Origin of the sequence: Cohnella luojiensis, assembly GCF_004564235.1 — a bacterium.
GTDB classification, from domain to species: Bacteria; Bacillota; Bacilli; order Paenibacillales; family Paenibacillaceae; genus Cohnella; species Cohnella luojiensis.
This window is the reverse complement of record NZ_SOMN01000005.1, coordinates 32853-59599: the sequence shown is the minus strand read 5'-3', so window position 1 is coordinate 59599 and position 26747 is coordinate 32853. Positions and strand designations below refer to the sequence as shown.

The window sequence follows — 26747 nt, the reverse complement described above, 5'->3', positions numbered from 1 at the left end:
ATTTTCTGTACTCCCTGTCTCATACTCTCTTTCACGGTATCCCCGTCACTCAGAATATTCGCATCCATTTCAGGAGAGGGTGTTTGGAATGAGCTTGCGACTTGATGCAGAAGCCTTCCAGGCATTCTGTAGCCGATATGACAGCGATAAGGATTGTATTGAAGCACTGTTCAACGCTAAGTGGCCGAACGGCTTTCGCTGCCCGCGCTGTCAGCATTCCGAAGCTTACCTGATCTCTACGCGCCGATTACCTTTATATCAATGTCATAGTTGCAAAACTCAGACCTCCGTAATAGTCGGCACAATCATGGAAGGCAGCCGAACACCCTTGCGCTTATGGTTTCAGGCTATTCACCTTCATGCTAGACCGAGCAGCGTTAATGCGCGTCAGCTGTCCGAACTAATCGGAGTTACATACAAAACCGCTTGGCTGATTTGCCACAAGATTCGCCATGCCATGAGTCATTCGGACTCCGCTCATTTATTGTCAGGGATCGTTCGTGTCAGCGATGCTTTATATTGCAGACGATTAACACCGACTTTTGAATTGGATAAGCAGGAACAATCAATTCTTATCGGTACTTCAGACAATAAAGAAGGGGACATTGGTTATATTAAAATAAAGCTCCAATCCAAAAAAGGGCTGCGGGATAAATACGACAGTCCCGATCCCAAACCGTTTATCCAGAAGCATGTGGAGCCATTGTTTGCAAAAAATACGATAATCACGCGACGATACGGCCGTGGGATGAACAAAACTTTGGTTTGGGAAAGTTATTATGTGACTTCGTGGCTGGGGAGATTGTTTCGCGGTATTGGCCCTAAGCATTTGCAAGCATACCTTGACCAATACTGCTATCATTCAAATCATAAAAACAGCTCGAGATTCAACGATTTGCTACAGGATTGTGCAATTACGCCTACCATAACTAATCCGATTCTTATTGGTCGCGCTGCTAACACAAGATCTTTACGGCTCACACGTAATACAGATAGGAAGGCTCAACAAGTAGGGTAACAAATTCACGTTGTTTATTCGGTCTCAAATACGATTGTTTTTCGAAGGCTACTCATGCCATCATTTTTAGCGGCTATGCTATATCACCTTCTCTTGCTGAGCCATGGGGATACCGCCAAATGGGAGTTAGTGATGGAAAACGAGTTTCTTGAGCATAATTTCATATCTGAGCAAAAGGGATATCGTCAAAGGTAGTCAAAAATGGAAGCTCGATACTTATGCGAATTTTTCAATTCTGAGCCAAAGGGATATCGTCAAAAGTAGTTAAAGATGGAAGCTTGATAATTATGCGAATTTTTCAATTCTGAGCCAAAGGGATATCGTCAAAAGGGAACCAATAATGGGAAGCCCGGCAGCTCTCCTTATTCTGAGCCAAGGGGATATCGTCAGAGAGAGAAAAAAGTCCCCCAAGCCTAGAAGGCTGGAGGACTTGGGGCATTCGATATTAGCTAAGTATAAGAACAGGCGATTAAGCGAGCGTCGGTTGAATGTTGCGAATCTTGACTTCCGAAGTCGCCGCCGCGCGTTGTTCCAACTGCTGAAGGAGCTTTTCCGGCTGCAAGGAAGCTTGCTCGGATTCCCGCAATACATCCTCCGGAGAAGGCGCACGGTAAATTTCGGCACCTAGAGCAGCCAATTTGTTCACTATGTCCATGTAGCCACGTTCGATATGATGAATGCCGCTTACTTCCGTGCTTCCATCCGCCACTAGCGCGGCGCAGATCAATGCAGCTCCCGCTCTGAGGTCAGTTGCACATACGCTGGCTCCCGACAGCTTGGTTCCGCCTGTCACGATAGCCGTACGTCCATCCACCTTGATCTCGGCGCCCATCTTGATCAATTCATCCACATGCATAAACCGATTCTCGAATACGGTTTCCGTAACGATGCTCGTTCCGTCCGCAACCAGCAGAAGAGTCATCATCTGAGCTTGCATGTCTGTAGGGAAACCCGGGTATGGTAAGGTCTTAACGTCAACCGCATTAAGCGGGTTCAAGGCTTTGACACGAATGCCATTCTCGTCGCAATCAACGACAACGCCCATCTCCTCAAGCTTAGCGACGATAGGGCCTAAATGGTCGCGAATTGCACCTTCCACATACACATCTCCGCCTGTAATAGCAGCGGCGATCATGTAAGTTCCCGCTTCGACCCGATCGGGGATTACGTGGTGTTCTGCACCACGCAGTTGGTCTACGCCTTCGATACGAATGATGCCGGTGCCCGCGCCGCGGACTTTGGCTCCCATTGCGTTAAGGAAATTGGCAAGATCAACGATTTCCGGTTCTTTGGCAGCATTCTCGATAATAGTCGTTCCGATTGCGGTTGTGGCGGCCATCATAATGTTTTCCGTAGCCCCAACGCTGGCGATGTCCAAATAAATTCTCGCCCCGCGTAATTTACCCTTCACACTGGCTTCAATGGAGCCTTGACCGAATCCGATCTCCGCACCCATTGCTTCAAACCCTTTCAAATGCTGGTCAATGGGACGCGTTCCGATTGCGCATCCGCCCGGCAAAGAAATGACTACTTTACCTAAACGAGCCAGCAATGGCCCCATAACCAAGAACGAAGCCCGCATTTTTCTTACCAGTTCGTAAGGAGCTTCCCAAGAAGTTAACGATACAGCTTGTAAACGAACACTGCCGTCGCCTTGCTGTGCATTAACTCCCAAAGCTGCAAGTACTTGCAGGATGTTCTTAACATCGTCCAGGGCGGGAACGTCATGAATGACGCAGGATCCTTTTTCTGCTAATAAAGCAGCAGCAAGGATCGGAAGGACGGAATTTTTTGCGCCGTGCACGCGGACTGTTCCCGTTAGGGTACGTCCGCCGCGGACGATGATTTTGCTCATGGGTGGTTCCCTCCGCGCGTTATAGATTCATTCCGAAGCATGTGGCAATAAGCCTGGCCCCGAAAAACCCAAATTTTATCATACCACTCTGCCCTTCAATGGCACAAGCGGCATTTTATGGGGTTTTTCTCATTTTTTCGAGCGAATTCGAGCCGAAAACTTGACATATCGCTGTTCTGATTATTATTACCCATTCTTTCGAATACGCCACACCGCTGACGAAAAATGATTACCCCGAGCGAAAAAGCCATTTTAAGGTGCCGACCCACGTCCAATAATCAAGTACGAACCGTGAGACTAAGTGTCCAAGACCAATTGCCATAAGCAATTGGAGTACCTTGGCTTGCGGGCTTCGAGGTTGACGGACGAATCTGTCAAAGTTAATTTCTTGGATGACAATCCATGAGACAACTACGCATCCCAATGTAACGAATATGGAAAACAAACCATTCCACCCGGCCATAGCGAACAAACCAGAATCGTCTCCCATTTTTCAACCCTCCCCCTGGTTAACGATTTTTAATTATTTCATTGTGAGTTGTAGCCTGAGCCCATAATATTGATTCCTGTTGGCCCGATCTGCCGTGATTTTTACATAATAAGTTCCTGGCCATAAAAGTTTCTCTCCGAGCAAAGTCTTTCGTCCATCCTCGTTGTTCCATTTCTGCAGGGTCTGCAGCTTCCTATCCCGTAATTCAAAGCGAATAGTCATTGAACTTGGAATATGGCCGACCGACAGCTTAACTAATTGCTTTTTCGAAATGGTAAACCGATACCAATCTTGATCTTTATTTGCATGAATTAATCCGTTGTAAACTTTATCTGGAGAAAGCGGAGTAGCCGTTAGCGGACTTTCATTCGGTTCGTAAAAATCTTCTTTCTGGGTAATATATTCCAAAGAGGCGGCATACGTCCCGATTACTGCTTCCGGGTTCGATGAAACCGCGTTAGATATCCGAAAATAGTACTTCCCCGCTCGTGCGTTGTTTAAAATCCATTGCTCGTTCCCGCCGTCGCCGCGGTCGTCAACGATAATCGCCGTTCCTCCTGCCGGTTGTACCCATAGCTCTGGATCAATTCTTGTCGTATCGGCAGATACCGAAAACCTTACGATTCCGGGCTTAGGCAACGTCATGACCATCCAATCCACGTCGCCCCGTTTATGGAAAGTTCCGAACCAGCGTTGGCTTCTGGCTGGCAACGTAAACGCCGATGCCGCGCTATCATTAGGCTCCCTTGCGTCCGGGCTTAACGTGAATTCAGATACAAACCGGTAGTTGTCTGCGACTGGGGTTGTATTTAGCGGTCTAAGAGCCAGCATCGAGTATTGCCCTTTCTTCAAGACCCATTGCTTAATCGTGCCAGCCGGAAGTAAATTAGCCGATCGGGGCTGAATAAGTCCCTCTTCACCGTATAAGAACAATCTGGCTGCATTTCCCGATATGCTGTAGACGCCATCGTACGGAGCATCGAATGCGAACCAATCATTATCCGAAAGGCTCGCCCAATTACCTGCTACTTCTTTTCCTAATGGAAACACGCGTGCAGATGAACTCGTATCGTTTGGTTCCCTCCAATCGATAGTGGAATCTGCTTGAATGGCTTTGCTTGCCGACAAGAATCCGTAGCCCATACCCATGCTCCAGCCCATTGTCTCATTGGTAATGGCAGTCCTTCGCAAAGTCTCGCGTATCCGCGCAGGCTTCCATTCCGGATGAACGGCCATGATCATGGCCGCCGTAGCCGCAACTTGAGGCGCGCCCATCGATGTACCCTCCATCTCGATGGACCCTCCGCCAACAGCCATCGTATTCACTCGCCATGCTGCACTAACGTCATTCTCCGGGCCTGAAGTAGATTGGGATATCGGCTTAACGCCCTCCGAGCCCGCAACGGCTAACACGGTCGGATATGCTGCAGGATATTGTACGGCTGCCTTGTCGCCGAATACCGCGGCATCGTTTCCGCTTGCGGCCACAAGGAGTACCCCATTGCTTTCGGCATATTCGACAGCCCCCCGCAACCCCACGGCATCACGCCTTAACCCTAATGATAAAACGATTATATTAGCGCCCTGCTCCACGGCATACCTTATTCCTTGGGTCAGCTTCTCTTCGTTGCCTGAACCGAATTCGTCTAGGGCCTTTACCGGCAAGAATCGCCCTTTCCATCTCCCTAGTCCGCTCGAAGAGTTGCCTGCTTTGGCGATAGCGACCATAATACCCGCCACCGCGGTGCCGTGTCCATTGTCGTCTTGCGCGGTCATGCGAGCATTAATCAGATTCTTGCCTTCCAACAAATAAGGCTTTAATTCCGGATTATTATAATCCACCCCCGTATCCACGATTGCGATAGTTGCCGTAACGTCCCTATTGATCATCGACCACGCTTCCGGTATTCCTATGGCTTTCAAGAATGCAGGGGCTGAGGAATTAACGGGAGCCGCAAGGCTTGAAGATGGAGCCGATTCCGCGGTCTGATACTTGGAAGTCTTCACCTCAGGAGAAATTCTGACCTCAGGAAGAAGAAGCTCCGAGCACAATATGCTAATAGATATAATGACCTGTATGTACCAGAATCTAAGCAACTTAACCACAACCTTTGTCCCACGCAAATTATAGGTTTATGATAAGGTTTCTCTTTCGATAGCGATTCCCCTGCTTGTGACGAAAAATCAGGTCTAAGGTCGCAATTTGTCGATGAAATAAAAATGAACAGCCCCCAGTCATTACGACTTGAGGACTGCTTTCGGAACATCCTGCGATCTAACCTTGCAACATAAATAAATCCGTCGATACGGAAAAAATATCGTTAATCCATTCCAATATAGGTACGGGCATTAGTCCCAGCACCAACGTTGCGATCGTACAGATCCATATCGTGATCGCGGCAGGTATCGATAACAGCAAACCGGAATCAATGGCACCGCTTCTCATGAACATTTGGCGAATCAGGGTAAAATACACCGCATAAGAAATTACCGTAGTCAGTAGAAGAACCGCGCCTAGCCAATAGGTATGGGTCTGAACGGTTCCGAACAGGATAAACAGCTTCCCGAGAAACCCGCCCGTCACCGGTAGTCCGGCCAAAGAGCAGAGCAGAACGGTCATGGCTGCAGCCGTCCACGGCGCGCGGTGGTAAAGACCGGCAAACCCGGAAAGCGCCTCGTTGCCGGAATCCCTGGTCACGATCGTGAGGACGGAGAATGCGCCAATGTTCATAAATGCATAGGCCAACAAAAAATACAGGAACTCCGAGTACAAGGAGGCGTGCATCTCCGTTAAGGACAGAGCAAGCGGAGTCAGAAGGATACCGGCATTCGCCACCCCCGACAACGCGAGCAGCCGCTTCACGTTCCGTTGCTGCAATGCTCCCACAGTTCCTACGATCATAGCTGCAGCCGCCAATACGGACAAGGCTAAGAAAATATCGTTCTTCATCGTATTATCCGAATCGAAAGCCAAGAATACCGTGTTCATAAAAATACGATAAAGCATCGCGAAAGCAGCACCCTTGGCGATTACCGCCAGAAAAGCCGTTACCGGCGTAGGAGCGCCTTGATAAACATCGGCAGCCCAAGCATGGAATGGCGCTAAAGCCAGTTTAACGGCGAATCCCGCTATCATGAGGAAAAAGCTAATATATAGCAATGCCTCGTAATTTTCGAGAGCTGCGCTCATTCCCTGGGAGATGACAAACACATTGGTTCCACCCGTCACCCCGTACAAGAAAGACATTCCGTAGAGAATGAATGCTGAAGCAACGCCGCCCGTTACGACATACTTGAAAGCCGCTTCGCTGGATAGACGGCTTCTCTTTCTTGTCGCGACTAACACATACGAGGTGATGCTTAGCAGCTCCAATCCGACGAACAAAGTAATCAAGTCTCCGGATGAAGACATGACCATTGCGCCAAGAACGGCAGGAAGAATAAGATAATACAGCTCGCCCTTTACCGGAACGTCTTCCTCTCTAACAGTGCCAAGCGAGGAAAATACGATAAAGGCCGAAGCCCCCAGAAAAACCAATTTCAACAAATTCCCAAAGTCGTCGATCCGGTAGCTTCCTGACAGTAAGGAATAGGATCCAGCTGCGCTATCGGCTTCAGCTTCGCTTCCTAATGACAGCAATAACAAGACCACGAATACGGAGGCGATGATCAGTCCTGCAAGGGTCAGCCAGCCGATGACGTTCCGGTTTACTTTACTCGGAAGGAATAAATCCAACAAGATCAGAAGGATAGTAAACGCCGACAATACGATCTCCGGGGCAAGATACCAGGTATCGCTCCATGTTAATGTCTGAAGATGATCCATGTTATCCCCCCATCCTCGTTTGTAGTTGTTCTAGTACTCCAGCGAACCCGTTTTGCATCAAATCCGTTAATATGGAAGGGTATACGCCAAGCAGAACGATTAAAGCCGCTAACGTAACCATCGGCAATGCCTCTATAAAACGAGCGTCCTTCATACCGGAGAATTGCTCCGGCATTTGACCGTACGTGATGTTCAGAATGCTTCGCAAGACGTAGATCGCCGCGAATAGAATACCGAGCACCCCTATGGCGGTCAAGATTTTCATCGATCCGAACAGGCCAAGGAACGAGAGGAATTCCCCTACGAAACCGGACAAGCCCGGTAACCCAAGGGAAGCGAGACCCGCAACCAGCAGGATGCCCGACATGAAAGGCATAGCTTTGGCCAGTCCCCCCAACTCGTTAAGCTGGGTAGTATTCGTACGTTCGTATAAACTGCCGACGATGAGAAACAGCAGCGCGGAGATTAAACCGTGCGAGACCGATTGGTAGATCGCTCCTTGCAAGCCTACTTCTTCGAGAGAAGCAATTCCAAGCAATACGATCCCCATGTGGCTAATGCTTGAGTAAGCGAGCACTAGCTTGAATTCCCGCTGCACGCACGCTAGGATAGCCCCGTAGAGAATGTTAATGACTCCAAGTACCGCAAGCGCCGTCGTCCACGAATGCAATTGTTCCGGAAATAAGAACACGGCGAATCGGATGAGGCCGTACACGCCCATCTTGAGCAAGATTCCCGAGTGAATCATGACGATTGCCGGCGGAGCTTCGGTATGTACCTTCAGCATCCAAGTATGGAATGGGAAGATAGGCACCTTGATGCCAAAGGCTACGAGCAAGAGAATGAAAGCCGCCCATCTCGCGTTATCCGTCAGGAAAATTCCGAAGTATCGGGCATTTTCCGTGTCCATGTTCGCCATAACGTTCGGGTCAGTTAGATTACTTAACAGCACGTCGTAATTTCCGCTAAACATATAACTCGTTTCGTCTACCATGGAGAAGCCGAGCGTCGCGATTAACACCAGGAACGACATCAGCATGGCCGCGGAACCTAATCCGTTGTAAAGAAGAAACCTCGTGGCTGCTTTTTCCCGTCCGTAATATCCCCATATCCCGATTAGGAAGAACATTGGAATAAGCGTAATCTCGAAGAAAATGAAGAAGAGGATCAAATCTCTTGCCAAGAATACGCCATAAATGCCGGTTAAGAGTAAAAGAAACAAGGAATAATACGTTTTCCACCGCTTGCGGATATGTACGGAAGCAAGCACGGACATCGTCGAGACGATGCTAGTCAGCAACAGCAGCGGCATGGATATACCGTCGACCGCCAGATGGTAATCGAACCCAAGCTGCAGAGACGTTATTCCGCCTCTAAAGGCTTCAATGTTCAACGGAATCGCTAGCCATGTCGAATGCTCCGTATAGGCTCCGCCACCCTGTGCAGGCTGATAAGCAGCAAATAGCCACAACGACAGTACAAGCGGAATCAATGTGAAAATGATAGCCGTAGCGCGCAGCCAGCTGCTTCGCGCGCCCGGAAGCAAGAGAACGATTATCGCTCCAATTAGAGGCGCAAAGGCAATGAGAGACAGCACCGGAAGGTTTTCAAGCATTACCAGAACCTCCTTCCGGCGATCGCGAGAATCAGTATGATAATTCCGAGAAGCGCCGTTAGGGCGTAAGCTTGAACTTGACCGCTTTGCAGCCTCGAGTTCAGCCGTCCTAGCGCCGCGACCGAATGACCCGACAAGCGAACGATGCCGTCCACGACGTAATCGTCGAACAGCTCCAACGCTTTACCGAAGCCCTGAAGCGGCTTCACGAATACGAATTGATAAAATTCGTCGATGTAGTATTTGCGTTCCAGCAAGACCACCAGTCCGGGAACTCTCGAGGATACCGCGTCTCGGCGTATCGTCCCTTTTGCGTACATAAGCCATCCAATATATATTCCGAGCAAACCCACGGCTGCAGATATAACCATTACCAATCCGCTTGCCTGATGCTCTTCTTGGCCGCCCAACAACCAATGGCCGAACCATCCGTTAAAAGGAGTTTCCACGAATCCTGCTATAGTGGCCAGAACCGCCAAAATGACGAGAGGAATCGTCATGACCGCAGGAGATTCTTTGGCATGTTGTCCTTCGCGAGGCTTGCCCATGAACACAAGGAAATACAACCTTGCCATATACAACGCTGTGAAGAATGCGGTTATCGCGCCGACAACGAATAGGATAGGCGCCTTATCGAAAGCCGCGGTCAGGATCGCGTCCTTGGACCAGAATCCCGAGAAGGGTGGGATTCCCGATAATGCCAATGCCCCGAGCCCGAACGTCCAAGCCGTAATCTTCATTTTGCCGCCCAAGCCGCCCATTTCTCGAATGTCCTGCGTATGTACGCTGTGGATGACGCTTCCCGCCCCTAAAAATAGCAGCGCCTTGAAGAAAGCATGGGTAAATAGGTGAAACATTGCGCCCGTTACCGAGCCGACTCCGAGCGCTAGCATCATGTAGCCTAATTGGCTGACGGTTGAATAAGCGAGTATCCGTTTGATGTCATTCTGCGCCATACCGATCGTCGCCGCGAATATCGCTGTGAACACTCCGATAATCGCGACCGTGCTCATTGCGACCTGGGACGCCTCGAAAATATCGAATGTTCGCGCCACGAGGAACACGCCGGCCGCGACCATCGTCGCCGCATGGATCAACGCGCTGATCGGTGTCGGACCTTCCATCGCATCGGGCAACCATACATGCAGCGGAAATTGACCGGACTTACCGACCGCCCCGAGGAAAATAAGCAAAGCGATCAGTGTCGTAATCCCCGTCGAGATCGCACCGCCTTGCGAATCATTGAACACGTTATGGATGGAAGTAAAGTCCAACGCATGTCCCGGCATGTACCAGAAAAGCAGCAGCAGGGCGACGAATAAACCCAAATCCCCTATCCTCGTGACGATGAATGCTTTCTTCGCGGCGGCCTTGGCTTCCGGCTTCTGAAACCAGAACCCGACCAGAAGGAAAGAACATACGCCGACCAGCTCCCAGAAAATATAGAAGGTAAGCAGGTTATCCGACAAAACTAAGCCTAACATCGAGCTCGTGAACAGCGCGACGTAAGCGAAGAAGGTCGAAATCCTCTCATCGTTCTTCATGTAACCTTGCGAATAGACGTTAACGAGGAACCCGACCAGCGTCACGACGACAAGCATAAGCGTTGACAGGTTCGTTACCTCGAAGCCGGCAGTTAGTTTTAAGCTCCCGATCTGTATCCAATCCATTTGATTGCTATAGTCGGGCGAATCGCCGGACAAGCGCTCAGCCGCAATGCAGAGCGATAGGACCAACGAAGCGAAGGTTCCTGCCGTACCGATCCATGCTCCCGCTTTCTTCAACCCTTTGCCCATTGCCGTCAAGACAGTAAAGGCGACGAATGGAAACACCGGGACGAGCCAGGCGTACTCGGCAAAGAAGGTGCTCATGGTAGTTACCTCCTCAACTCGTCGAATTCGTCCACGTTTACCGTTGCGCGGCTGCGGTACAGCACGATCAAAACCGCAATGCCGACCGCGGCTTCAGCTGCGGCGACCGTTATGGTAAACAAGGAGAAGATTTGTCCTGCAAGCGAAGGATTGACTCCGTATTTGGAGAAAGCGATCAAGTTAAGGTTCACCGCATTGAGCATAAGCTCGATGGACAGCAACACGATAATCGCATTCCGCTTCGTTAGTACGCCATACAATCCGATGCAGAAGAGGACGGCCGCAAGCGTCAAGTAAGAGGACAGCATGCTCATTGCGGTTCCTCCTCTCTCTTCGCGAGGGCAACCGCCCCAACGAAGGCCACCGTTAACAGGACGGAAACCAATTCAAACGGGATCGCGTATTGCGTGAAAAGCTGCATTCCGATTTCCCTGGTGTTATCCTCCGTGAATGGAGCCGATTCCGCGGGAAAATTGGCATTTCGAATTCCGTAGAACAAGATTCCGAAGAGGCAAATGCAGCCGATCGCGGACAGCGTCTCAAGCAGCGGTCTAGTCTGCTCTTGTCCTTCGCCGTCATGCTTGGTCATCATAATGCCGAAGATCATAAGAATGGTAATGGCACCAACGTACAATAGCACCTGCACGAACGCGATAAATTCCGCCTCTAGGAGAACGTATAGCCCCGCAATGGCGATGAACGTGAAGGCGATCGAAAGCGCCGTATGCACCACTTTCGTGAAGTTGATGGCCATGACCGCGCCGACGATCGCGCACACCGATAAAAGGAAGAACGCAACGAACTCGCCCGTAAACTCAACGTTAAAGTTTAACACCGTTTATTTGGCGCCTCCCTTCGGAGAGCCGATGTTATTGTTATCTTCGCGGATGTTCAGGTTGTTCTCGTACAGCCATTGTTTATCCTTGTACAGATCATCGCGGCTGTATGTCGCCAGCTCGAAATTATTGGTCATGACGATAGCTTCCGTCGGACATACTTCCGTGCAAAGATCGCAAAGAATGCAAATCTCGAAGTTAATGTCGAAAGTGTCGATGACTTTGCCCTTTTTTTCCGGATCCGGATTGGCTTTGCCGGTTAACGTAATGCAATCCGTCGGGCAGATGCGCGCGCATTGATTACAAACGATGCATTTGTCCGGCTCGAAATACTGAATGCCGCGAAACCGGTCCGGCATCTCGATCGGAACGTCGGGATATGCCAGCGTCACCTTCTTGGTCCCCATCGTTTTCAGTGTAACGCCGAGCCCTTTGAGCATTCCTTTCATGGCGTCAGCCCCCCTATCCCATCAATTCTATGCCAATTGCCGTCAAGAAAATATTGAGGATCGCGAGCGGCAGCAGTACCTTCCATGCCATTCCCATCAATTGATCAACCCGCAGCCGCGGGAAAGTCGCCCGTATCCAGAACAAGAAGAACACGATGACCGAGAACTTCAGGAAGAACCACAGGATTCCCGGAACGAAGTCCAGTTGCGGGATCGGCGGGTTCCACCCGCCTAGGAACAGAATCGTCGTCAAGCAGGCAATCGCATAGACATAGATGTACTCCGTCAGCATGAAGAACGCAAACCGGAAGCCGCTATATTCCACATGGTAACCCGCGACCAACTCCGACTCCGCTTCCGGTAAATCGAAAGGCGTACGGTTAAGCTCGGATACCGCGGCAATGAGGAATATGACGAACCCGAGAATCTGGGGCAGGAAGTTCCACTCCCAGAAGTATCCGCTTTGGGCGATGACGATCTCCCGGAGATTCAAGCTGCCGGTCATCATCACGACACCGACGACGGACATGACTAGCGGGACCTCGTAGCTGATCATCTGCGCTGCGGATCTCATGCCCCCGAGAAGAGAGTATTTATTATTGGACGCCCATCCGGCGACCACGATCGCAATGGTTGTAATTCCCGATAGCGCGATATAGTATAGGAAACCGACATTTAGGTCGGCGAACTGTAACTCCAGCGTATAAGGAATGAATGCCAGAACGGCAAACGACGGCACGAACGCCAAGACGGGAGCAAGGATAAACAGCCCTCTGTCCGCCTTCTTCGGAATCGTATCTTCCTTGAACAGAAGCTTGGCAACGTCGGCTACCGATTGCAGCAACCCGAGAGGACCCGTGCGATTCGGACCTTGGCGATATTGCATCCAGCCGATGAATTTACGTTCGAAGTAGATCGCGTACGTGACGAAAAAGATAACGAAACCGAGCACGCCTATCGCCGAAGCTACGAAGATACCTGCCGTCCCCCAGCTTAAAGGCCGATCCCAGAAGTGCTGCATTAGCAGTCTACCTCCCCGAGCACGATATCGATTCCGCCTAGAATCGTGACCAAATTCGTCATGCTTTCTCCAACGAGAAGCTTAGGCAAGATTTGAAGATTAACGAATGATGGCCGTCGGAATTTCAAGCGGAATGGCTCCGCTTTGCCTTTGGAAACGATATGGCACCCGATTTCGCCTCGCGGCGATTCGATTCTCACATAAATTTCTCCCGCCGGAGGGCGGATGACGCGGGGAACCTTCCCCATCGTTTCTCCTTCGCCGGGGAATTGTTCAAGCGCCTGCTCCAGAATCCGCAGACTCTGTACGATTTCTTCCATCCTGCACTCGTAACGATCGAAGCAATCCCCATTCTTGCCGACCGGAACGTCGAATTCAAATCGATCGTACAAGCTGTAGGGCTCGGCTTTACGCAAGTCCCACTTCACTCCGGTACTGCGTAAATTCGCGCCCGATAGACCATAATCGATTGCCGTCTTCGCGTCATATTGACCGATGCCCTTGATACGGGACAGGAAGATCTCGTTTCCGCTGACCAGGTTATGATATTCATCCAGACGGTTGTACATATCTTTGACGAAGGTCTTGACCTTGTCGATCCAACCGTCCGGAGCATCCCACTTCACTCCGCCGACTCTCATGTAATTGTAAGTCAGCCTAGCTCCGCAGAGCTCGTTAAACATTTGGAGAATTCTTTCCCTGTCGCTGAACGCGTATAGAAAAGGACTCATTGCGCCTATGTCGAGTAAATAAGTTCCCCACCATACCAGATGGCTCGCAACCCTCTGCATCTCCATGACAATGAGGCGCATGAACTCCGCGCGTTCGGGAATTTCCAGCCCCATCATTTTCTCCACCGCGTGGCAGAGAACATAGTTATTCGTCATGGCCGAAACGTAGTCCATGCGGTCGGTATAGGGAATGATCTGCGTGAAATTCAGGTTCTCCGCGAGCTTCTCCGTGCCCCGATGCAAGTACCCCATGACAGGGGTCGCTTCCGTGATGATTTCTCCATCCAATTTGACGACGATCCGAAACACTCCGTGCGTGCTTGGATGCTGTGGACCAACGTTGAGCAGCAGCTCTTCGGTACGAATCACGCGTGCTTACACCTCCGGGTCAAGCGGAACGTAGTCTTTGCGAAGCGGATGCCCGACCCAATCGTCGGGCATCATGATGCGTCTGAGGTCCGGATGCCCGGGGAAGTCGACGCCTAGCAAATCGTAGATTTCCCTTTCGTTCCAATTCGCGGTCTCCCAGATGGGCGTAACCGACGGAACCGACGGTTGCTCCCGGTCCGTGCGAACCTTAATGCAATAGCAATCGCGACTGTCCAAGTTAAGCGGATAATAAACAACTTCCATATGCGTCTCATAATCTACGCCGGACACGTTCCGTAGATAGTTGCAATTCAGCTCAGCATGATTGCGAAATAAGGGCGCGGCGATTTGCCAATGTTCGTTCTTAATGACAAGGGTCGGAAGATGATCGTTCGGCTCGTTAATATAAGCTTCCTCTACGGCATCCTCCGACACGAGCTCACGCAGCAACGCGGCAACGCGATCTAGTCGAGGTTGATTGGGAGATGGCGCTCTCGGCGGCTCATCATCTACAGTCGACGTTCCCTCCCCATCGCCCGCGGCTTTGGCCGCAGCTCGGCCTTCGGTTCCCGCTTGCGCGGCCTGCGCAGCGGCTTGGGCAGCTGCTGCCTTGGAGGCTTCCCGCGCCTCAAGAGCAGCCTTGCGGCGCGCCGCCTTCTCTTCGTCCGTTTCCACCCTGCGGGCAGGGGGAGGTGTCACTGGCTCTTCGGCAGCTGCCTTTGCGTCAGCCTTAGGCTCAACCGACTCGGTCGGTGCGGGAACCTCTACCGGTCCCTTGTTATCCTCTTCGCTCATCGGCTGGTCACCTGCTTCCCGGTCTTGGCCTCGTAGCGAATTTTCTCCTGAAGCTTGTTAATCCCATAGATCAAAGCCGCCGGATTGGGCGGGCAACCCGGAATATATACGTCGACCGGAACGATCTGGTCCACGCCTTTAATAACGGAATAAGAATTGACGTACGGACCGCCTGCGGTCGCGCACGAACCCATGGCAATAACCCATTTCGGCTCCGGCATCTGATCGTACAGGCGCTTGAGCAACGGCCCCATCTTCTTCGTGACCGTTCCCGACACGATCATGACGTCCGCCTGGCGAGGGGATGTCCGGAAAATAACGCCGAAACGGTCTAAGTCGTAATGCGCGCCGCCCGCGGCCATCATCTCGATCGCGCAGCACGCCAATCCGAAGGTTAGCGGCCATAAAGAGTTGCTGCGAGCCCAGCCCTTCAGCTGGTCGACGGTGCCGAAGAATACGTTGCGCTCCACTTCTTTCCGGTCTTCCGGCGATACGTTCGCTAAATCGAATTCCATTTCAACACCTTCTTTCTCCAAGCATACACCAGCCCGATGAGCAGCAATCCCGCGAATATTGTCATTTCTACCAAAGCAAATAGACCGAGCTGCTTATACGCAACGGCCCAAGGGTAAAGGAATACGGTTTCCACGTCAAAGACGACGAACATAAGCGCATACACGTAATACCGAACGTTAAAGCGGATCTGGCTGTCTCCTACCGGTTCGTTTCCGCTCTCGTAGGTGGTCGTCTTCTCTTGCGTCGGTTTATTAGGACGCAACACCGAGCCAAGCCACAATACGAAAATCGGAAATGCGATACCCAAGATGAGGAAGACGGATACTATGACGTATGAATTGATGTATTTCTCCACTTCAACGCCTCCGCAAATAGGTAAATTTACCCCATAATTATAACAAATGCACCCTTTCCCGTCCATGAAAATAGCGTTTTCATTGGAAACTCATTAGATTTGCTTATAAGTATCACACGCTTCATCAATGCCCCCCATTAACGCAGATAACCACCGTGCCATGCAGCACACGGTGGTATCCTATGAACCATTTACTCCTTATATACTTATCCTAAAGTTGATTTCAACATCCAGATTTGCTTCTGAAGCTCTTCCACTTGACCCGTTAGAATATCCGCCGTCGGGGCGTCATTAGCCTCTTCCTCCGCCAGCGCCGCGGTTTCCTCCAGCCCTTGAACGAGCTCTTGCAAGTCCGCGATCGTAGCCGACAGCATATCGTTCTCCGTCTTCGCCTTGTCCGCTTCCTTAATCGTGGCTACGGACAGGAACTCCTTCATCGTGGATACCGGTTTGCCTTCAATAGCAAGAATCCGCTCCGCCAGCTCGTCCAACTTGAGAGCTGCAAGATCGTACAACTCTTCGAACTTCACGTGAAGCACCGGGAAGTGAGGACCCTTCACATACCAGTGAAAGTGATGCAGCTTAAAGTACAAGACCGACCAGTTAGCTAATTGCACGTTCAGCGAATCGTTTAATTTGGACTTCGTCATGGAATCCCTCCAGCAATGTTCTGTCTATACCCCTAATAACTTACCCGATAGGGGCTGAAAAGAATCATGGCGACGATCAATTCCATAAGGCCCATACAAAAATCGCCCTCCATCAGATTCGAATCTGATAGAGGGCGATATCCGTTATGAATTCACTTCTCTTCGACGGACTCCAGTCGGCTGATGGCACGTTGAAGCGCCAGTTCCGCACGTTGGGCGTTAATGTCGGATTGCTTCTGCGCCAGACGGCGCTCCGCGCGTTCCTTCGCCATGTGAGCACGGGACACATCGATGTCCGCGCCCATTTCGGCGGCTTCCGCGAGGATCACCACTTTGTCTTTGCGCACTTCCATAAAACCGCCGTGAACGGCAATGAATTCGTTCGAATTGCCGATCTTGGCTTTAACCGGAGCGATCTTCAACGGAGTTACCAAAGGAATGTGGTTGGGCAAGATCCCCAGTTCACCCGCAACGCCCTTGACGACGACCATGTTCACGTCTTTCTCGTAAACCTTGCGCTCCGGAGTGACGATCTCTAACCGAAAGGTACTCATATCGTTTCCTCCAAACCGGCGGCTGATTAAACCGCAGCAGCGAGTTTCTTCGCTTTCTCGACGGCATCCTCAATCGAGCCGACATTATGGAATGCCGGTTCCGGAAGATCGTCATGCTTCCCTTCGAGGATCTCTTTGAAGCTGCGAATCGTTTCTTTGACCGGAGCGTAAACGCCCGGTATCCCGTTGAACGCTTCTGCAACGTGCAGCGGCTGGGACAGGAACAATTGAATGCGACGAGCGCGGTGAACGACCTGCTTGTCTTCTTCCGACAGCTCATCCATACCGAGAATCGCGATAATATCTTGAAGCTCTTTGTAGCGCTGAAGCAACTTCTTCACGCCCTGAGCTACTTGGTAATGCTCTTCGCCCACGATTTCCGGAGCTAGAATCCGGGAAGAGGAAGCCAGCGGATCAACAGCAGGGAAAATCCCCATTGCCGCGATATTCCGATCCAAGTTCGTCGTCGCGTCAAGATGCGCGAACGCCGTAGCCGGAGCTGGATCCGTATAGTCATCCGCAGGTACGTAGATCGCCTGAATCGACGTTACGGAACCTTTTTTCGTGGACGTAATACGCTCTTGAAGCTGACCCATCTCGGTCGCCAACGTAGGTTGGTAACCAACCGCGGAAGGCATACGGCCGAGCAATGCGGAAACCTCGGAGCCCGCTTGCGTGAACCGGAAGATGTTGTCGACGAACAGAAGAACGTCGCGGCCTTCTTCGTCGCGGAAGTATTCCGCCATCGTCAGACCCGTTAACGCAACGCGCATACGCGCTCCAGGAGGTTCGTTCATCTGGCCGAACACCATGGCCAGCTTCGCGATTACGCCGGATTCCGTCATCTCGTGATACAAGTCGTTTCCTTCGCGAGTACGCTCGCCTACGCCGGCGAATACGGAAATACCGCCGTGCTCGGATGCGATGTTGTGGATAAGTTCTTGCATAAGAACGGTTTTGCCTACGCCGGCGCCGCCGAACAGACCGATCTTACCGCCTTTGGTATATGGCGCGAGCAAGTCTACGACTTTAATTCCCGTCTCCAGCATTTCCGTCTGGGTAGTCAGCTCGTCGAAAGTCGGAGCCGCGCGGTGAATCGGGTTCACGTGCGTACGGTCTACTACGCCTTTACCATCGATCGAATCGCCCAGTACGTTAAATACGCGACCTAGCGTTGCAGGCCCGACCGGAATCGTGATCGGTATGCCAAGGTCAACCGCTTCCGTGCCTCTGACGAGACCGTCGGTGGAGGACATCGCTACCGCGCGTACCAGATTGTCGCCAAGGTGCTGCGCGACTTCAACCGTAAGGCTAATTTCGCGTGCGCCGGCGCTATCCGCTTTCGCTTCAATTTTGATCGCATTGAGTATGTCAGGCAGATGGCCGTGGTCGAATTCGATATCGACAACCGGTCCCAATACCTGAACAACGCGTCCTTTGCTCATGGTTTTACCTCCTGAAGTGCAATTAAACTCTCTCCCCGTCGGGGCTTGAGATCAACCGTCACGAAATTTATTGCTGTGCATTCGCTCCGCCGACGATTTCCGCGATTTCTTGGGTGATTGCCGCTTGCCGCGCACGGTTGTACGTGAGCGTCAGATCCGCAATCATCTTCGTCGCGTTTTTCGTTGCGTTGCCCATTGCCGTCATTCTTGCTCCGAACTCGCTTGCTTTACCTTCGAGCACCGCGCTGAATACGAGAGTTTCCGCATATTTCGGCAGAAGTACGTTGAGCACCTCTTCCGGGGAAGGCTCGTACTCGTAGTCCGCTTTGTCTCCGCCCGCTTGCATTTGACTAAGCGGAAGCAGCCGTTTAAGCGTTGGAACCTGGGTAATTGCATTGTAGAACTCGTTGTACGCAAGATAGATCTCGTCGAATGTTCCGGCTTCGTAACCTTGAACCGCTTTTGCCGCGATCTCTTTAATATCCGAGAACTTCGGCGAATCGGATAGCCCGGTAATCTCATCCACCAGCGCGATATTCCGACGCTTGAAGAAGTCGCGGCCTTTCCGGCCTATGACGAATACGGCATACTCATCCGGCGAATGATGGTTTTCTTTAATCGTAAGCAATACCTTACGAAGGATGTTGGCGTTGTATCCGCCGGCCAGACCGCGGTCCGAAGTAATGACCAGGTAAGCCGTTCTCTTGATCGGTCGGCTTTGCAGCATTGGATGCTTGCTGCCGCCTGCGCCGGAAGCGATGCTCGATACGACTTCCTTCATCTTGTCCGTATAAGGGCGAGATGCGATCGCAGCCTCCTGGGATTTCCTAAGCTTAGCGGCTGCCACCATTTCCATCGCTTTGGTGATTTGCTTCGTATTCTGCTTACTCTTGATCGAGCGCTTAATTTCGCGCATCCCTTTAGCCAATCGTGTCACCACCTTATTGCCAGGCCTGCCTTCGGCAAACCCGGCTCAAGCTTATGTTGCAGACTTACGCCGTTACGGCAAAGACCTTCTTGAACGCTGCGATTGCATCTACCAAAGCCTTATCCGTTTCCGGAGTCAAGTCTTTCGTATCGCGGATCGAGCTGAAAATTTCCGAACGGTTCGCGTCGACGTAGGACAAGAACTCCGCTTCGAAGCGGCGAACGTCCTGTACCGGAATCGTATCGACATGACCTTTGGTCACGAGGTACAAGGAAACGACTTGGCGCTCAACCGATAACGGTTGGTTAACGCCTTGTTTAAGAATTTCAAGCGTACGGATACCGCGATCCAAACGCGATTTCGTAACTTTATCGAGGTCGGAGCCGAATTGCGCGAATGCCGCTAGCTCGCGGTATTGCGCAAGGTCGGTTTTAAGAGTACCAGCGACCTTCTTCATTGCTTTGATTTGCGCGGAGCTACCTACGCGGGATACCGAGATTCCGACGTTAACCGCCGGACGTTGGCCGGAGTAGAATAGATCCGCTTCCAGGAAGATTTGACCATCGGTAATGGAAATAACATTGGTCGGAATATAGGCGGATACGTCGCCCGCTTGCGTCTCGATGAACGGCAACGCGGTCATTGAACCGCCGCCCAATTCATCGTTCAGCTTAGCTGCGCGCTCTAACAGACGGGAGTGAAGATAAAATACGTCGCCCGGATAAGCTTCGCGGCCCGGAGGACGGCGGAGCAACAAGGAAAGCTCGCGGTATGCGGCAGCTTGCTTGGTCAAGTCATCATAGATGATCAGAACGTGTTTGCCGTCGTACATGAAGTGCTCGCCCATCGAGCAACCCGTATAAGGCGCCAGATACAAGAGCGGAGCTGGTTCGGATGCGCTTGCGGTTACGATGATCGTGTAATCGAGAGCGCCGTGCCTGCGAAGGGTTTCAACAACGCCGCGAACGGTCGATTGCTTCTGCCCGATAGCCACGTAGATACAAATAACTCCGTTGCCTTTTTGGTTAACGATCGTATCGATCGCGATCGTTGTTTTACCGGTTTGACGGTCGCCGATGATCAATTCCCGTTGGCCGCGGCCGATCGGGATCATGGCATCGATAGCTTTAATACCGGTTTGCATAGGCTCGTGAACCGATTTCCGGGCCATAACGCCCGGAGCCGGGGATTCAACCGGACGAGATTTCGTCGTGTTGATCGGACCGTTGCCGTCTACGGGTTGACCGAGCGCGTTAACGACGCGACCGAGCATTTCCTCGCCGACCGGTACTTCCATGATGCGTCCGGTTCTTTTCACTTGGTCGCCTTCGCGGATTCCAGTGAAAGGTCCCATGATAACGACACCGACGTTGTCTTCTTCCAGGTTGAGGGCCATGCCCACTACGCCGTTCGAAAACTCGAGCAATTCGCCGGCCATACATTTCTCCAAACCGTGAACGCGCGCGATTCCGTCTCCGACCTGGATGACGGTACCTACGTCAACGACTTGAATTTCGGATTGATACTGCTCGATCTGTTGCTTAATCAATGTGCTGATTTCTTCGGGCCTAATGCTCAATTCGTTCACCCCTGTCTCCATTGCTAACAAATGGTATTGTTCGTGCGGTTTCACCGCTTATGCTTGGTTATCGTTATCTTATTTCGTTGACGCTTGAAGCGCTTTGTCCAGCCGCTCCAGCTTTCCGCGAAGGCTGCCGTCGTACAGCGTATCGCCGATCCGAACGGTAAGTCCTCCCAATAAATCCGGGTTGACGCTGTTGGTTACCCGAATGCTTTTTCCAAGCAATGCTCCAAACTTGTCCGCCAGCTTGGATTGCTCGCCGTCGTTCATAGGCTGGAATGAAATCACGTGCGCGTCCGCGCGACCAAGTACGTCGCCCGCAACTTGAAGGTAAGCAGCCAATACGGCGGCCAATTCCCCTTCGCGCCCGCGTTCGATCAGCAAGCCAACCAAATTGAGGACGATTGGCGAAGCCTCGGCTCCGAAAGCTTGGATAAGCGTTTGTTTCTTGGTTTCGAGAGTGATGTTAGGCGCCGTCAAGAACGCGCGAACATCGGCATTGCTCTCTACTACGTTAATGATCAATTTGAGCTGGTCTTCCGTTTCCGCTACGAGCCCTTTTTGCTGTGCCAATTGGAACAGCGCCTTGGCGTACCGCTTGGCAACTACCGAACTACGGCTCATGATTTACTCCCTACGTCTTGCAGATATTGATCAACAAGCTGTTTCTGGGATTGCTCGTCAACTTGTTTCTCAATGATTTTGGAAGCGATCAGGACGGACAAGCCGCTAACCTGCGCTTTCAAAGCTGCAACCGCATTGTTCTTCTCAGCTTCAATATCGCGAAGAGCCGCTTCTTTCAACCTATTGGTTTCATTTTGAGCAGCTTTAACGATTTCATCCGCTTGTTTGGTTCCCATAGTCTTAGCTTGCTCAACGATTTCAAAAGCTTCCTTGCGCGCTTGCTGAAGCGCCTGCTTCTGTTCTTCGATATATCGATCCGCTTCGGTGCGGTTTTTCTGAGCGCCTTCCATTTGTTCAAGCACCATCTGACGTCGTTTTTCCATAATGCCGAACAACGGTTTGAAAGCGTAACGTTGCAGCAAAAGGAACAATATCAGGAAAGCGACCAATTGAACAAAAAAGTTTGACCAAATAATGTTCACGGATCTTCACTCCTTTCACACAGCTGTTCTCAGCTTTCGTTCATGGCTTGCAAAACGAAGGCGTGGAGGCTAAAAGGCACTCCCCGCCTTAATTCCAATATCCTACTCCGCTTGCCCCATCAGGATGAATGCAAGAACGAGGGAAATGATCGGCAATGCCTCAACGAGACCAACGCCGATGAATGCAGTTGTTTGCAAGGATCCACGAAGCTCGGGCTGACGGGAAATCCCTTCGATTGTTTTGCTGAAGATCATACCGTTACCGATACTTGCGCCGAACGCACCAAGACCAAATACAATTGCAGCTGCTAAAAGACCGTATACCATTTGTAAATCCTCCTCGAAATTTTAGGTTTTTTTTGCTAATTAGTGTTCTTCATGGATACTTGCTTGACCGATGTACACCATGGTGAGCATCGTAAATACGAATGCCTGAATCGCGCCGACGAATATACTGAAGCCCTGCCAGACAAGCAGTGCCGGTATTCCGATCCAGCCCATACCCAGGATAATACCGATCATCACTTCGCCCGCGTAAATGTTGCCGTATAGACGAAGACCGAGCGTGAGCGGTTTCGCTGCCGTTTCAATTAAATTGATGGGCAGGAAGAAAGGCCACGGCTCAAAATAGTGCTTCAGGTAATGCTTGCGGTTATGACGGAAACCTTGAACATGAGACAATCCGATAACCGCCAATGCAAGCGCCATCGTCATAGCCGCATCGGCTGTAGGTGATTTCCACCATGACCATGCGAGATGTTCATGTTCTCCCTTGACAATAAGTTCTTGCCCGAGAACGGTTGGAACATGATTGCCATGCGCTTCGGTAATGATCGAAAACGGAAGCCCCAACATGTTGCTGACGAAAATGTACATGATGAGCGCCAAGCCAAGGCCCAAGTAGATACGACCTTTCTTGTAGTCGGTTGCCATGCCTATGATGCTAGACACAAAATCGACGACCCATTCCATAAAATTCTGTAGCTTACCCGGATTTTCTACCGACAGGTTTCGAACCGCCAGTCTAGCAAGTATGAGGACAACTACACTGGAGATCACTACCATTAAAATGGCTGCCAGATCGAATTCGATACCAAAAACCTCAATAATGGGTACTAAATGATCCATACTATTGCTTTTCACCCCTTTCATCGGAGGGATGTCCACCGCTTCTGCGACGAATGGACGATAAACCCAGTACGAGTGTTGCCATCGGAGAGGTAATTAATCCAGCAACCGTTGCCGCAGGATCGTAACCCAGCGTTCTTACGGAAATGACCGCTGCCAGCAGTCCGATCGCCGCCCGGGACAGAAATCCGAAGCCGCCCCGACTGCGACGTCCTCCCGCAGCCATATCCGCGACGCGAATTATTTTCCAGGCTAGCTGCCAGGTAAACAGCAGACTGCCGAGGGCTCCGATCAAGTAGCCGCCGAAAACCTCTTCCCACTTCGGGTAAACAGCCCACCCCAAGCAACCTAAAAACAAAAAAAAGAAGGTGATGCGACTGATTTTGCGCATTAAAACCTGCAAATCATCTGTCATGTCTTCTTGCCTCCCGCATACTTGCGGATAAGGCCTGCGGCGGAACCGATTCCGGCGATTAACCCCACGATCAAACCTGTAAGGTAGCCATATCCAGTGCCGTTTCGATCATCGTAGACGGTTCCCAGCCACCAGCCAAGGCCGGTTAAAATGGCTAACTCAACTCCGATAGCCGTCACGAGACCGGCCGCTCTCCAAGGATTGTCGTCCTGCGGGGTTCGTTGCGGGGAATCCGCCATGATTCGTCGCTCCTTCGCCAACACTAGTCGGAAAGACTCGCGAAAGCCCTTTCTCCCCAAGTTCCATTGTTTATTTTATCTTTGCCGCAACCTGTTTGTCAATTGAACCAAATTCAAATATTGTGTGAACGACTTCAGCCAAAACCGCATAAAATCAATGGTTCCCGGCTTTTTCAACCATACAGTGACACTGTATGCTGTATGATTTTCATACGCGTCGCCGAAACGGTTCCGGTCTTCCCGATCTGCCGAAATGATGAAGAATGGCTTTCACGATTCGCTTTGAAGCTTGCCCGTCACCGTAAGGATTGGCGGCTTGGCTCATTCGGGCGTAAAGTTCTTTATCCGCAAGCAATGCATGAGCTCTGTTATAGACGTCTTCTTCTTCCATGCCGACTAGCTCGAGCGTCCCCGCTTCGATGCCCTCGGGCCGTTCGGTCGTCTCCCTCAGCACCAATACCGGAACCCCGTAAGACGGAGCTTCCTCTTGCAAACCGCCAGAGTCCGTTAAGATAAGATGCGTGTACGGGTAGAAATTGTGCAATTCGACGACATCCAACGGATCGATAAGCTTGATTCGCGGGTGACCGCCCAGAATCTCTTGCGCCGGCCCTAGAACGGCCGGGTTCGGATGCACCGGATAGACGATGGCGATATCCTCGAATTCATCGGCGATGCGTTTTACCGCCCGAAAGATCTGGCGATGCGGTTCGCCCTGCGCCTCTCGGCGGTGGGCCGTCATCAGGATAAGCCTCTTGCCCGATGCCCATTCCAGAACGGGATGGGCGAAGTCCTGCTTTACGGTGTATTGGAAGACGTCCGTTACCGTGTTGCCGGTAATGTAGATTTGTTCCTCGCTCTTGTTCTCCTTGCGCAGGTTGCCCGCCGACCAGTCGGTCGGAGCAAAATGCAAGTCCGCGATGACGCCCGTCAATTGGCGATTCATCTCTTCCGGATACGGCGAGAGCTTATTCCATGTCCGCAAGCCCGCCTCGACGTGCCCTACTTTAATCTGTTGCATAAAGGAGGCATAGCTTGCGAGGAACGTCGTCAACGTATCGCCGTGAACCAGCACCAAGTCCGGTTTCGCTTCTTTTAATACGGGTTCTAATCCTTGGAGTACGCGGATGGTTATGTCGTTAAGCGTTTGGCTTGCTTGCATCACGTCCAGATCGTAATCGGGCTTAATATCGAACACCTCTAGAACCTGATCCAGCATCTGGCGATGCTGCGCGGTTACGCAAACGATCGGTTCGATATGATCGGGATATTTCTGCAGCTCCAAGATTAATGGCGCCATCTTAATGGCTTCCGGCCTTACGCCGAATATCGTCATCACTTTGATTCTGTCGCTCAAGTCGGTTCCCTCACTGTCCCTAGCGCTATTTAGTTCCGTATAAACGGTCTCCGGCATCGCCGAGGCCCGGTACGATATAACCGTGTTCGTTAAGTTTCTCGTCTAACGCAGCCAAGTAAATATCGATATCGGGATGCTGCTCTTGTACCGCTTTAACTCCTTCCGGAGCCGCGATCAGGCACATCAGCTTGGTCGGGCGGCAGCCCTTGCTCTTCAACATCTCGATCGCCGCGTTCGCCGAACCACCGGTCGCGAGCATCGGATCGATGACGATCAGCTCCCGCTCGGCTACGTCGGATGGCAGGCTGCAATAATATTCCACGGGTTGCAGCGTTTCGTGGTCGCGATATAGGCCGATATGCCCAACCTTCGCCGAAGGAATAATTTTAAGCACTCCGTCCACCATGCCTAGACCGGCGCGCAGAATGGGTATAAGCCCCATCATTCTGCCTGCGATAACCTTGCCCTCCGCGACCTGAATGGGGGTCTCTACCCGAACCGCGGAAAGCGGAACGTCCCTCGTTATTTCATAAGCCATGAGCATGGCCACTTCGTCGACCAGCTCCCGGAATTGCTTCGTATTTGTCATTTTATCACGGATAAAAGTGACCTTGTGTTGGATCAACGGATGATCGCAAATGACGAGTCGTCCCATTAGATTCTTCCCTTTCCTATGTAGCTTGCCCGTACATTATATCATTGTCTCCGAACGGGTGCATAACATCCGATTTTTCGCCTGCGGATATCGTCGAAATTTGTCTATAAATCTCCCTTATTATGGTTTACAATATGGGAGAGATTACAAGAGTACCAGCATTGATCATTTACTTAGGGGGAGTTAAAGTTGATGGGAAACAAGAAATGGTTGGCGCTCGGCATGACGGGGATACTTGCGGTTTCGTTGTTCTTGGTCGGCGCCGAGTCGGGTTCGTTAACGGAGCATCAAGTTGCGCAAAAAGCCGCTTTCGAACGCTTGATGGATTCCGGCATTATTTCGGGTGATTCCAGCGGCAACCTGAATCTGGATCAAAATATCACCAGGGCTCAATTTGCAAAGATCATCGCCTTGGCGTTCGGATTAAAACCTCAACCCATTCAAAAGAGCAGCTTCAGCGACGTTGACATCAAATCTTGGGCCGCGGGATACATAGAAGCAGCGAAAAAATTGGCGCAGACCAACGGCTTCGAGCTGGGTCTCGGGAACGGTAAATTCGACCCGAACAAACCGCTTACTACCATTGAATCGTTGGTTTTTATCGAGAAGTTTCTTGGCGTCAAGGTAGACAAAGGGACGGCAGCGGATTCCAATTGGATCAAGGATTCGATAGCTGCAGCGATCAAGGCTAAACTTATCAAGGCCGAACAGTCCAAAGACTTTCTAACGAAAAAGAACGCGACCCGCGGATTCGTTTTCGAACTATCCGATAATGTCTTCCTGAATTACGATTTGCCTTCGGGAGAAACGATCTACGAGAAATTCCATAGCGATACCGTGGATTCCGTTGCGGACGAAGTTTATTCGGAGGACGGAGCGGGATTAGCTCCTTAAGGCCGTTGAATTAGAATTTAAAAAGGTAAACCCCTGCAGCCATCGAA

At 51.2% G+C, this 26747-nt stretch carries 29 protein-coding genes; 2 read left to right on the top strand and 27 right to left on the bottom strand.

Annotation, left to right across the window (positions count from 1 at the left end; genetic code table 11):
- The first annotated feature begins 88 nt into the window (after positions 1-88).
- Positions 89-1018, top strand: coding sequence for a transposase (locus E2980_RS06240; RefSeq protein WP_135151284.1), 930 nt, complete (start codon positions 89-91; stop codon positions 1016-1018).
- A gap of 469 nt (positions 1019-1487) precedes the next feature.
- Here E2980_RS06240 and murA read toward each other — a convergent pair whose 3' ends face one another.
- The 27 genes from murA to upp form a co-directional block, all read right to left on the bottom strand.
- Positions 1488-2873, bottom strand: a complete 1386-nt coding sequence (gene murA / locus E2980_RS06235; protein ID WP_135151283.1) for a UDP-N-acetylglucosamine 1-carboxyvinyltransferase — start codon at positions 2871-2873, stop codon at positions 1488-1490.
- Positions 2874-3102: 229 nt separating this feature from the next.
- Complete coding sequence (locus E2980_RS06230; RefSeq protein WP_240702906.1) at positions 3103-3363, bottom strand: DUF1146 family protein; 261 nt, start codon at positions 3361-3363, stop codon at positions 3103-3105.
- Positions 3364-3396: 33 nt separating this feature from the next.
- Positions 3397-5460 (bottom strand): S8 family serine peptidase, encoded by a 2064-nt coding sequence (locus tag E2980_RS06225; RefSeq protein WP_167747004.1) that lies wholly within the window; start codon positions 5458-5460, stop codon positions 3397-3399.
- Positions 5461-5638: 178 nt separating this feature from the next.
- Positions 5639-7189 carry an NADH-quinone oxidoreductase subunit N gene (locus tag E2980_RS06220; protein ID WP_135151281.1) on the bottom strand — a complete coding sequence of 517 codons (1551 nt, stop codon included), beginning with the start codon at positions 7187-7189 and terminating at the stop codon, positions 5639-5641.
- Between the two features lies 1 nt (position 7190).
- Complete coding sequence (locus E2980_RS06215; protein ID WP_135151280.1) at positions 7191-8804, bottom strand: complex I subunit 4 family protein; 1614 nt, start codon at positions 8802-8804, stop codon at positions 7191-7193.
- Positions 8804-10675 (bottom strand): NADH-quinone oxidoreductase subunit L, encoded by a 1872-nt coding sequence (gene nuoL, locus E2980_RS06210; protein WP_135151279.1) that lies wholly within the window; start codon positions 10673-10675, stop codon positions 8804-8806. The genes E2980_RS06215 and nuoL overlap by 1 nt, the downstream gene beginning before the upstream one ends.
- Before the next feature lie 5 nt (positions 10676-10680).
- Positions 10681-10983, bottom strand: a complete 303-nt coding sequence (gene nuoK, locus E2980_RS06205) for an NADH-quinone oxidoreductase subunit NuoK (RefSeq protein WP_420808615.1) — start codon at positions 10981-10983, stop codon at positions 10681-10683.
- Positions 10984-10985: 2 nt separating this feature from the next.
- Entirely contained in the window at positions 10986-11510 is a 525-nt protein-coding gene (locus E2980_RS06200; RefSeq protein ID WP_135151277.1) for an NADH-quinone oxidoreductase subunit J, read from the bottom strand.
- 3 nt (positions 11511-11513) lie between these two features.
- On the bottom strand, positions 11514-11960 hold the full coding sequence (nuoI, locus tag E2980_RS06195) for an NADH-quinone oxidoreductase subunit NuoI (RefSeq protein ID WP_135151276.1): 447 nt from the start codon (positions 11958-11960) through the stop codon (positions 11514-11516).
- 13 nt (positions 11961-11973) lie between these two features.
- Positions 11974-12981, bottom strand: coding sequence for an NADH-quinone oxidoreductase subunit NuoH (gene nuoH / locus E2980_RS06190; RefSeq protein ID WP_135151275.1), 1008 nt, complete (start codon positions 12979-12981; stop codon positions 11974-11976).
- On the bottom strand, positions 12981-14081 hold the full coding sequence (locus tag E2980_RS06185; RefSeq protein ID WP_135151274.1) for an NADH-quinone oxidoreductase subunit D: 1101 nt from the start codon (positions 14079-14081) through the stop codon (positions 12981-12983). The genes nuoH and E2980_RS06185 overlap by 1 nt, the downstream gene beginning before the upstream one ends.
- A 6-nt stretch (positions 14082-14087) precedes the next feature.
- The gene (locus E2980_RS06180) at positions 14088-14876 is read right to left on the bottom strand and encodes an NADH-quinone oxidoreductase subunit C (RefSeq protein ID WP_135151273.1); all 789 of its coding nucleotides are present in this window, start codon (positions 14874-14876) and stop codon (positions 14088-14090) included.
- Positions 14873-15391, bottom strand: a complete 519-nt coding sequence (locus tag E2980_RS06175; protein ID WP_135151272.1) for a NuoB/complex I 20 kDa subunit family protein — start codon at positions 15389-15391, stop codon at positions 14873-14875. The genes E2980_RS06180 and E2980_RS06175 overlap by 4 nt, the downstream gene beginning before the upstream one ends.
- Entirely contained in the window at positions 15376-15747 is a 372-nt protein-coding gene (locus tag E2980_RS06170; RefSeq protein ID WP_240702905.1) for an NADH-quinone oxidoreductase subunit A, read from the bottom strand. The genes E2980_RS06175 and E2980_RS06170 overlap by 16 nt, the downstream gene beginning before the upstream one ends.
- A 206-nt stretch (positions 15748-15953) precedes the next feature.
- Positions 15954-16397: a Dps family protein gene (locus tag E2980_RS06165; protein WP_135151270.1), complete on the bottom strand. Its 444-nt coding sequence runs from the start codon at positions 16395-16397 to the stop codon at positions 15954-15956.
- 152 nt (positions 16398-16549) lie between these two features.
- On the bottom strand, positions 16550-16951 hold the full coding sequence (locus E2980_RS06160; protein ID WP_135151269.1) for a F0F1 ATP synthase subunit epsilon: 402 nt from the start codon (positions 16949-16951) through the stop codon (positions 16550-16552).
- Between the two features lie 26 nt (positions 16952-16977).
- Positions 16978-18396: a F0F1 ATP synthase subunit beta gene (atpD, locus tag E2980_RS06155; protein ID WP_135151268.1), complete on the bottom strand. Its 1419-nt coding sequence runs from the start codon at positions 18394-18396 to the stop codon at positions 16978-16980.
- A gap of 67 nt (positions 18397-18463) precedes the next feature.
- On the bottom strand, positions 18464-19324 hold the full coding sequence (gene atpG, locus E2980_RS06150) for an ATP synthase F1 subunit gamma (RefSeq protein WP_135151267.1): 861 nt from the start codon (positions 19322-19324) through the stop codon (positions 18464-18466).
- Between the two features lie 64 nt (positions 19325-19388).
- Positions 19389-20903 (bottom strand): F0F1 ATP synthase subunit alpha, encoded by a 1515-nt coding sequence (gene atpA, locus E2980_RS06145; RefSeq protein ID WP_135151266.1) that lies wholly within the window; start codon positions 20901-20903, stop codon positions 19389-19391.
- A 78-nt stretch (positions 20904-20981) separates the two neighbouring features.
- Positions 20982-21530, bottom strand: coding sequence for a F0F1 ATP synthase subunit delta (locus E2980_RS06140; protein ID WP_135151265.1), 549 nt, complete (start codon positions 21528-21530; stop codon positions 20982-20984).
- The gene (gene atpF, locus E2980_RS06135; protein WP_135151264.1) at positions 21527-22012 is read right to left on the bottom strand and encodes a F0F1 ATP synthase subunit B; all 486 of its coding nucleotides are present in this window, start codon (positions 22010-22012) and stop codon (positions 21527-21529) included. The genes E2980_RS06140 and atpF overlap by 4 nt, the downstream gene beginning before the upstream one ends.
- Before the next feature lie 102 nt (positions 22013-22114).
- Positions 22115-22339 carry a F0F1 ATP synthase subunit C gene (gene atpE / locus E2980_RS06130; RefSeq protein WP_094047624.1) on the bottom strand — a complete coding sequence of 75 codons (225 nt, stop codon included), beginning with the start codon at positions 22337-22339 and terminating at the stop codon, positions 22115-22117.
- 39 nt (positions 22340-22378) lie between these two features.
- Positions 22379-23140, bottom strand: coding sequence for a F0F1 ATP synthase subunit A (atpB, locus tag E2980_RS06125; protein WP_135151263.1), 762 nt, complete (start codon positions 23138-23140; stop codon positions 22379-22381).
- Between the two features lies 1 nt (position 23141).
- Positions 23142-23555 carry an ATP synthase subunit I gene (locus E2980_RS06120; protein WP_135151262.1) on the bottom strand — a complete coding sequence of 138 codons (414 nt, stop codon included), beginning with the start codon at positions 23553-23555 and terminating at the stop codon, positions 23142-23144.
- Positions 23552-23794: an AtpZ/AtpI family protein gene (locus E2980_RS06115; RefSeq protein ID WP_135151261.1), complete on the bottom strand. Its 243-nt coding sequence runs from the start codon at positions 23792-23794 to the stop codon at positions 23552-23554. The genes E2980_RS06120 and E2980_RS06115 overlap by 4 nt, the downstream gene beginning before the upstream one ends.
- 208 nt (positions 23795-24002) lie before the next feature.
- Entirely contained in the window at positions 24003-25130 is a 1128-nt protein-coding gene (wecB, locus tag E2980_RS06110; protein WP_135151388.1) for a non-hydrolyzing UDP-N-acetylglucosamine 2-epimerase, read from the bottom strand.
- A 46-nt stretch (positions 25131-25176) separates the two neighbouring features.
- On the bottom strand, positions 25177-25806 hold the full coding sequence (gene upp, locus E2980_RS06105) for a uracil phosphoribosyltransferase (protein WP_135151260.1): 630 nt from the start codon (positions 25804-25806) through the stop codon (positions 25177-25179).
- A gap of 192 nt (positions 25807-25998) precedes the next feature.
- Here upp and E2980_RS06100 point away from each other — a divergent pair, with 192 nt between their 5' ends.
- Positions 25999-26700: an S-layer homology domain-containing protein gene (locus tag E2980_RS06100; protein ID WP_135151259.1), complete on the top strand. Its 702-nt coding sequence runs from the start codon at positions 25999-26001 to the stop codon at positions 26698-26700.
- The last annotated feature ends 47 nt before the right edge of the window (positions 26701-26747 follow it).